Genomic DNA, 8244 nt, shown 5'->3' with positions numbered 1-8244 from the left:
ATTATCTTACCAATAAACAAATAAAAATGATGCATACTCGTTAGCTATAATTTCGAGTTTACACCATTTTTTTACTTTTAACTTCTAAAGACAGGATTCATAATAAAATGAGTAGAAATTATAGTAGAATGTTGCTTTCCCTTATTTTCTTCTCGATAACGTTTACTTCATGATACACATAGAGTAAAATAAAGAGGAAAGAGGTGTTTTTATGGTACAGATTGGCAATGATTGGGACGAAATATTAAAAGATGAATTTGCGAAAGAATATTACCAGAACATCCGCAAATTTTTAGTATATGAATATAATCATCATCCGGTATATCCTAGCATGTATGATATCTTTAACGCTTTAAAATATACACCGTATCACTGTGTTAAGGTTGTTATTTTAGGACAAGATCCATATCATGGCAAAGGACAGGCGCATGGCTTATGCTTCTCCGTTAAAAAAGGAGTTACCCCTCCCCCATCTTTACAAAATATCTTTCAAGAATTAAAAAACGATGTTGGCTGTAACATCCCTTCTCATGGAGAATTAACGAAATGGGCAAAACAGGGCGTATTATTGTTAAATACCGTATTAACCGTTCGCGGTGGTCAGGCGAATTCTCATGCCAATCATGGTTGGGAACAATTAACCGACGTGATTATTCAAAAGTTAAATGAACGCGAAGAGCCAATCGTCTTCCTTTTATGGGGGCGTAATGCCAAAAATAAAATGGCACTTATCACCAATCCGGCACATCTTATTCTATCATGTGCACATCCTAGCCCATTCAGTGCGGATTACGGTTTCTTTGGCTGCCGACATTTCTCCAAAACCAATGACTTTTTAAAACAGCATGGACAAACACCTATTGATTGGCAGATTGAATAAGAAATATCTTGCACTTTTTGTATCAATTCGCTTATAAAACAAATAAAAATAAATGGTAATGCATGAATTTCACATCCCTTTCTTGACACGAAAAACAAGCATGCTAAAATTAATTCGTATGAAGAGAAAGGAAATTGGTTTATGTTAAAAGAAGTTGCTATAAAGTATTATCGCATGGGATATAACTGTGCAGAAAGTATCATCCGTGCGGGAAATGAGGTCTATGATCTGGGGCTACATGATAAGGATATGAATATGACCGCTGCTTTTGGGGGAGGTTTTCAAATTGGGGATGTCTGCGGTGCCCTCAGCGGTGCAGCTTGTGTCATCAGCTCTCGCTATGTAGAAACCAAAGCACATGATTATGCAGATATGCGCCCATTGACGCAAAAGCTGGTCATCGCTTTTCAGAAACGCATGGGTTCTCGCCTATGTGCGCAAATCAAACCGGTATTTCATAATAAAGAAATAAAATGTGAGAATACAGTTGCTACTGCTGCTGAAGTATTAGAACATGTTATCATGGAATGGGATGCAGAACACAACACTGTAGAGCAATAACATAAAGCTGCCCTATGACAAGAGCAATCTTCACTCTTGTCATGAGCAGCTTTTTCTATTCTATTTCATCCACGTTTCCCCGTTAAAATAAATTGTATCAATTCTTCAACATCATCAAACACATCATAATCACCAAAAATACCTTCTCTATGATAAACAATCCCATTCTTTTCATTCGCTGCCAGACAATCTAAAAGTTTTTCCTCGCCATATCGCTTTGCAAATAGTGTAAAGCCATAAGGTTTGCTCTTACTCAACATACCCTTACGACATTCCTTGTCACATTCATAACAATGTCCGTATTGTTTTTCTTTTGAGCAATTGCGATTTTCACAAGCATCCATAAAAGCACAATTGTCACCTAAACACCCCTGACAAGTCGTATTTTCACTACATAAACAACAGGCAAGTCCACAGCGCGCAATACCATATTCTCTTTTCATCTTGCATCCTCCTATGTACAGCTATATCATAACAAAAAAACTACGACAACAGTATGTCATAGTTCTTGATAAAGTTGTATCCATCGTTTACTGTCTTCATAGATACGTTTTCTTAACGTTATTGGCTGTAACACTTCAATCCTATCGCCAAAGGCTAACAGATTCGCATACCAGAAATGCTCATCTTTAGGCACATACAAACGATATAAGAAAGTTTTTTTATCTTCCTGCAAAATCTCACCCGGCAGATATTCCAAAATTGATAGTTTCTTTGCTTTATCACAACGCAAACGAATTTCTATCATCGGCTGTTGATGTTTCTCATCATGCATAGATGCGATAATTTCACGTAATGCAGGATGCGGCTGCGCTTGCATATCCTTAACGAGTTCAATATCTTCCATACGCACTAACTTATACATACGATAGCCTTTTTCCATTTTGGCAATCATATACCAAGCATACCATTTATACATACATCCGGCGGCATCTGCCACTATCTTCTTTCGTTCATTACGCGCATTTGTATACATAAAGCGTAAGCAACAATGTTTCTGCATGGCTGTTTTAATGATTTGCAAATGCTGATAGATGCGCGGATGTTCCTGTAAAACACTAAAATCTAACAGGATATGGGAATCATCTTTAGAGAGTTGTTCTATCTTTTCACATAAATCAACTACCTGATTTTCTCCCATTGCGCTGGAATAACCTTGCAATGCAGTAGCCATCATAGAAAACTCTTCCTCATTCACCCATTGTTCATCCAAGCGATAACCTTCTTGTATTTCATAACCGCCATCACTACCGGGATAAGCAATAATAGGAATTTTCGCCATGCTTAAGGCATCCATATCCCGCTGAATCGTGCGCACTGAAACCTCAAAATATTCTGCTAATGTTTTGGCGCTGGTACGCCCATGATTCAACAAATATATCGTGATTCCATATAAACGATCACGCTTCATCTGCTTTTTCCTTTTTTTAAATCTTCGATGGCCTGCTGTTTTTCACTAAGATACTCCCAGCGTTCCATTAATTCTTCCATCTTGGTTTCCAAGGCTTCCCGCTGTTCACTTAAAGATTGCAATTTCACAAAATCTTGTGTATCCATCTCCATTTGCTCATCAATCGCTTCAATTTGTTTTTGCAGCTTTTCCATATGTTCATCCATCATTTCCAGTTCCTGTTTCTCTTTACTGGATAAACGCGGACTTACCTTTGGTTTCACTGCTTTTTCATTCTTATCTACTGCTGTGTTCTTTTCCCCTAGTTCCATCAAGGCACTATAGCCTCCCAAAAACTGCTGTATCGTTTTATCCGAATTAAATACAAACAGCTTATCACAAATACGATCAAGGAAATAACGGTCATGTGACACCGTAATAAGCGCCCCATTAAATGTATCCAGATAATCTTCCAGAATCTGTAAGGTCTGAATATCTAAATCATTGGTTGGTTCATCCAAAAACAAGATATTTGGTGCCTGCATCAATACCTTTAATAAATATAACCGTCTGCGTTCACCACCGGATAAACGCCCAATTGGCATATATTGCGCTTTGGCATCAAACAAGAATCGTTCCAGCATTTGCGAAGCTGTATATGTTCCCTCCATGGTCGTAATGGCATTCGAGCTTTCCTGAATATAATCCAATACGCGCATAGACATGTCCATTTCTTCATGTCCTTGCTTAAAGAAGCCTATTCTAACCGTATCTCCATGTACCACCTCACCGCTATCTGGAGCCAATACTTTTGCCAATATTTTCAATAAGGTTGTCTTTCCACACCCATTCGCACCCAAAATACCAATGCGGTCATTTCTTTGAAGATGATAAGAAAAATCATGAAACAAGAGGTGTTCCCCATACGCCTTAGATAAATTTTCACATTCGATAATTTTCTTACCTAAGCGAGAACTTATAGCATCCAATTTTATATTCTCTTGTTCATTCGGTTTCTCTATTGCATTAAGTTTATGAAACCGCTCGATTCGTTCCTTGCTTTTTGTTCCTCTGGCTTGTACACCGGCACGCATCCAGGCAAGTTCCGTACGCAAAATATTTTGCCGTTTGCGCTCATTCGCCTGCGCTATTTCTTCGCGTTGTGCTTTTAATTCCAAATATTGTGAATAATTAGCCTCATAGGTATATATGTTTGCCTGATTGATTTCCATCATCTTATCACAGATACGTTCTAAAAAATAACGATCATGTGTTACCATAAAGATCGCATGAGAATAACGCAATAAATACTTCTCTAGCCATTCGATCATATCATTATCCAAATGGTTAGTCGGCTCATCCAATAGTAAAAGATCACAAGGCTGTAACAAGGCTCTTGCTAAAGCAACACGTTTGCGCTGTCCACCACTAAGATGCTTCACAATGCGCGCAGTATCATAAATACCAAGTTTCCCTAATATTGCCTTTGCCTCAAATTCCTTAATATCTTTATCCATACATAAAATTTGATGCAAGATCGTATCCTCTTCATCAAACACAGGGTCTTGGGGAAGATAAGAGATTCGTAAATTATTTTTACGTATCATATTACCCTCTTCATACGTTTCAAGACCTGCTATGATACGTAACAAGGTCGTTTTACCAGTACCATTGACACCAATCAAGGCAATTTTATCATGATCTTCAATCGCAAAACTGACATCTTTTACAATTGGTTTTATATTCTGATGCTTTGTTAAATGTTCCACTGACAATAACATATATATCATCCTCTTTCGTTACCTGCTTATTTTACCATACGCAGATGAAAAAGGAAATCATCTCACAAGATGACTTCCCTTACCTATTCATTTATCTTAATAATCGTCATTGTAATATACGATACCTTTATGTTCATCATAAGCCTTTTGGAAAGATACTAAGAGCACTTTCTTTAGATTTTCCAGACATTTTAAATAATTACCACGATATTGCTGGTGTGTTTCACTAAGTAATGCTTGATACACCTGTGACATAGACAATTCTTTTAAATTTGTAATTAATTTTTGTATTTTTGCATTATCATCAATACACATCAGAAAGTAGTTTTCTTGTATATCATGAATCCGTCTGTGACAATAACTTCGAGGATGATAGTTTGTGATCATATTCCAAATATAGAAAAAATCACAACTGCGTACAGGTATGGAATAACTGGCATCAGAGAATAATTGTAAACATAAATTTTTCTCATCAAAGCCTCTGTTATCTTCACATATCACATCTAATTTCTGTATTTCAAGAACGTGTATCGTCTGCATAATTTACTGTTCCTTTCTTATGAATGAAACATATAAAGAAATAATATAAATATACAAAAATTTATATCATTTCTAAATAATTTTAACAATTAAGAATTCAAATATCCTAACATAGCCGCATTCAACAAAGAATTGCTACCATCAAAAATCCATTTTTTATTCTCTTTGCGATAGTTAACTAAAACAGTTTCTTCTTTTTGTTTTGCTTTTTTCATTTTCTTTGTAAACTCACTTTTCGTGAATTCATCATCTTTTTTTTGTTTCATAGTTTCATAGATAGCATCGTTCATTGTATCTATATAATTAAAGTTTTTTACTTTAACACTGACTGTTGCTTTATCATCTTTGATTTTTTCTTCATTAACCTCATAGGTCATATTTGCATAAGTTAACTTCATAAGTTCTTTTTGCAAATTAGCACTCTTATCATAGCTTTTTTGATCAAATTCAGCACCGACGGTATCACATGCTTCTTTATACTTTCCTTCTTTCATCTTCTCCAAATAAACTTCTGTTAACCCTTTTGGTGAAGACTTATCCGTACGCTGGCATCCGGCAATTGCCATTGCCATCACCATACAGCAGAATACTGCCATTATCTTTTTTATTCTAGCTGATTTTTGTTTCATTTTTTCGACTCCTTACTTTTTTAACTATTTTATAACCTATCATCAATACTAAAGCTCCAGTTAGCACTAACAGTATAATTATTTCCTTTGGCCACGTTTTCTTTGTTATCATTGCTTTATGCTTTGGTATGTACTTTGTTCGTATTCCTCTTACCAATAAGCGATGTGAATTGATTCCATATGGTGTACAGGTCAATAAAGTCACATGATCTTCATCGGCAATTGGTTTTAAATATTCTGTTTTATTAGGTTTCACTACGATGATCTTATCTACTTTATAAGCAAGAACTTGATTATAAATATGAATGTAAAATTCATCACCAATTTCCATTTTATCCAAATCTGTAAATAATTTTGCCTCAGGCAAGCCGCGGTGAGTACTTAAAACCGTGTGATTTCCTTTCCCTCCAATAGGAAATGGCGTCTCACGTAAATGACCAACACCTTTGCGGATAACTTTTTCTGCCACACCATGATAAATAGGCAAGTTTAAATCAATACAAGGAATCTCCAATGTGCCCATAATACCGGAGGCAACATTCATGATGTCATTATAGTTATCAGGAATAACCACACCACTTCCAGGTACAAAAGGGTCATGTACCTCAGTACCTAAGATGCTTTTGTTATATACCTTTGCCTTATCAATTTCCTTTTTTACCATTGCTTTATCATAATGCAATGCCTTATCATTGTATTTCTTTACAGCTATGGTTTGATCATGATTAGACAATAAAACATTTACGTTTGGATAGGCCAGTAAAATAACACCACCTAGAAACAGCAAGGTTGTTATTAGCTTTCGTATTTTCATCTTAGTCGTATAAAGCAGAAAAGAGGGGAACTGAATCCCCTGATTTTCTACTTAACAGCTTTACGGCTGCCTTTTCTATTTAATACAACTGCTGCACCAATTAAAGCAATACCACCGATAACAAAGATAATTGTACCAATACCACCGGTGAATGGAAGATCAGTATTTGTCAGTGCATTGTATACAGTTATTGTTTGATTATCTAAATGACTTGTAGCATTAACTGTTACTTTTAAAGGCTCACTCAATAAGCTATATGGTTCACCTTTCTCATTAATAGGAGCTTTTGTCTCTACGATCCAATAATCCGTTGAACGATTATTGTTTTCTTCATATGACTCACCCAAAGTACCGTAAGCTAAACCAAAGATTTCTACGATACCTTGTTCATTTGATACAAAAGTATTCTTACCATTAATGCTGATTGGATTCTTTTTAGCTTTTGCATCCGCTTCAGATGCAAAAACCTGGAATTCTGCACCCTTCAATACTTTTGCAGAATTTTCCTTATCAACCTTTATCATTTTAATACCGCCAGTATGTACTTCTGGTGTATCGCTATCTTTCTCATAATCTTGACCACTGAAGTTTGTAAAAGATAAATGAGCAGTATTATCAATTTCATCGCCTAAAATTGCTGAATCATTTATTTTTGTATAGAACTTCGTAACCAATTTTCCATTTCTTGCAACACTACAGATCTTTCTAATACCATCATTAGTTAATGTGATTTTCAATTCGCGTGTTGATTCATCATATTGTGTATAATAATCAGCATCGCGCGTTAAGTAATCATGTGAATTTCCATAAGAGTCTCGCATTTCGATTGAAATCTTCTCTTCATTAACAAAATCTAAGCGTGAATCAATTACATCTGTAATAATATATTTGTTATAAATTTCTTCATCATCTTTTAATGGAACCGTTGTAGTAATAATCCAAGGAAAAACATCACCAATATTTTCACCTGCATGATTATTTCCCTCATTGACAACATCTTTATCGATATCTGGACCACCTTGATGAATTAAATTCTTAGGATATACATGAATATCATATAACCATTTTGGAGCATTTGTATCTGTTTTGTTTTCAGGATTATATGTTGGTACATATATAATCGCTGGTGCCATTTTTTTGCTAACTTGCGCATGGTCTTCTTCTTGTAATAAATAAGCACCTAATGGCAAATTATCAAATTTATACTCACCATTATCATCTGTTGTACCTTCTTTAGTTCCATCAGTACCAAACGTCTTATCTCTATGGTTATTGAATAAATCAGTAGCCTCTTTAGGATCTAGTTTTACACTTCCATCATCGACAAGTTTTGTTAATTTGAATGTAATACCAGGGAATGGCTTATAATCTTTGATAAGTGGATTGTCTTTTTCTAATAATTGTCCAGTACCTTTATTATTCAATCCCTCAACTAATTTATTGTAGTCATCCTCTTCTTCTACTTTTAACTTGTGAATCGTGATACTACCCGTCTCAGGCTCAGCTGCCTTTACATTTGCGCCAACACATAATGTCATTAGCATTCCTATGCTCAATAACATAGCTGTGATTTTTTTCAATTTGTTTTTCATTTCTTTTACCTTTCCTTTCTGTTACATTTATATAAATTTATCAAGAAAAACTTTAAT

Annotated in this window: 9 protein-coding genes; 2 read left to right on the top strand and 7 right to left on the bottom strand. The window is 35.3% G+C overall.

The genetic code is table 11. The features are described from left to right. The first annotated feature begins 211 nt into the window (after nt 1-211). Entirely contained in the window at nt 212-880 is a 669-nt protein-coding gene (locus EDD61_RS11495) for a uracil-DNA glycosylase (RefSeq protein ID WP_132225482.1), read from the top strand. 141 nt (nt 881-1021) lie between these two features. Beyond that, nucleotides 1022-1441 (top strand): C-GCAxxG-C-C family (seleno)protein, encoded by a 420-nt coding sequence (locus tag EDD61_RS11490; RefSeq protein WP_008689325.1) that lies wholly within the window; start codon nt 1022-1024, stop codon nt 1439-1441. A gap of 65 nt (nt 1442-1506) precedes the next feature. On the opposite strand, the gene EDD61_RS11485 is transcribed toward EDD61_RS11490, so the two are convergent. The 7 genes from EDD61_RS11485 to EDD61_RS11455 all read right to left on the bottom strand — a co-directional run bounded on the left by EDD61_RS11485 (nt 1507) and on the right by EDD61_RS11455 (nt 8187). Continuing rightward, entirely contained in the window at nt 1507-1884 is a 378-nt protein-coding gene (locus EDD61_RS11485) for a hypothetical protein (RefSeq protein ID WP_008689326.1), read from the bottom strand. Nucleotides 1885-1940: 56 nt separating this feature from the next. Further along, nucleotides 1941-2852: a helix-turn-helix transcriptional regulator gene (locus tag EDD61_RS11480; protein ID WP_119983202.1), complete on the bottom strand. Its 912-nt coding sequence runs from the start codon at nt 2850-2852 to the stop codon at nt 1941-1943. Then, nucleotides 2849-4612, bottom strand: coding sequence for an ABC-F family ATP-binding cassette domain-containing protein (locus tag EDD61_RS11475; RefSeq protein ID WP_132225480.1), 1764 nt, complete (start codon nt 4610-4612; stop codon nt 2849-2851). Before EDD61_RS11475 ends, EDD61_RS11480 begins: the two co-directional genes overlap by 4 nt. A gap of 96 nt (nt 4613-4708) precedes the next feature. Continuing rightward, nucleotides 4709-5152, bottom strand: a complete 444-nt coding sequence (locus EDD61_RS11470; protein ID WP_008979101.1) for a hypothetical protein — start codon at nt 5150-5152, stop codon at nt 4709-4711. A gap of 89 nt (nt 5153-5241) precedes the next feature. Next, nucleotides 5242-5781, bottom strand: a complete 540-nt coding sequence (locus EDD61_RS11465) for a hypothetical protein (RefSeq protein WP_132225478.1) — start codon at nt 5779-5781, stop codon at nt 5242-5244. Then, nucleotides 5762-6595, bottom strand: coding sequence for a class C sortase (locus EDD61_RS11460; RefSeq protein ID WP_008689334.1), 834 nt, complete (start codon nt 6593-6595; stop codon nt 5762-5764). The genes EDD61_RS11465 and EDD61_RS11460 overlap by 20 nt, the downstream gene beginning before the upstream one ends. Before the next feature lie 47 nt (nt 6596-6642). After that, complete coding sequence (locus EDD61_RS11455) at nt 6643-8187, bottom strand: SpaH/EbpB family LPXTG-anchored major pilin (RefSeq protein WP_008689337.1); 1545 nt, start codon at nt 8185-8187, stop codon at nt 6643-6645. Nucleotides 8188-8244: the final 57 nt, after the last annotated feature.

The organism is Longicatena caecimuris, assembly GCF_004341945.1.
In the GTDB taxonomy this organism is placed as follows: Bacteria; Bacillota_I; Bacilli_A; order Erysipelotrichales; family Erysipelotrichaceae; genus Longicatena; species Longicatena caecimuris.
Note: the sequence above shows the minus strand (reverse complement) of the source record. Positions and strands in the feature narration are given on the sequence as shown.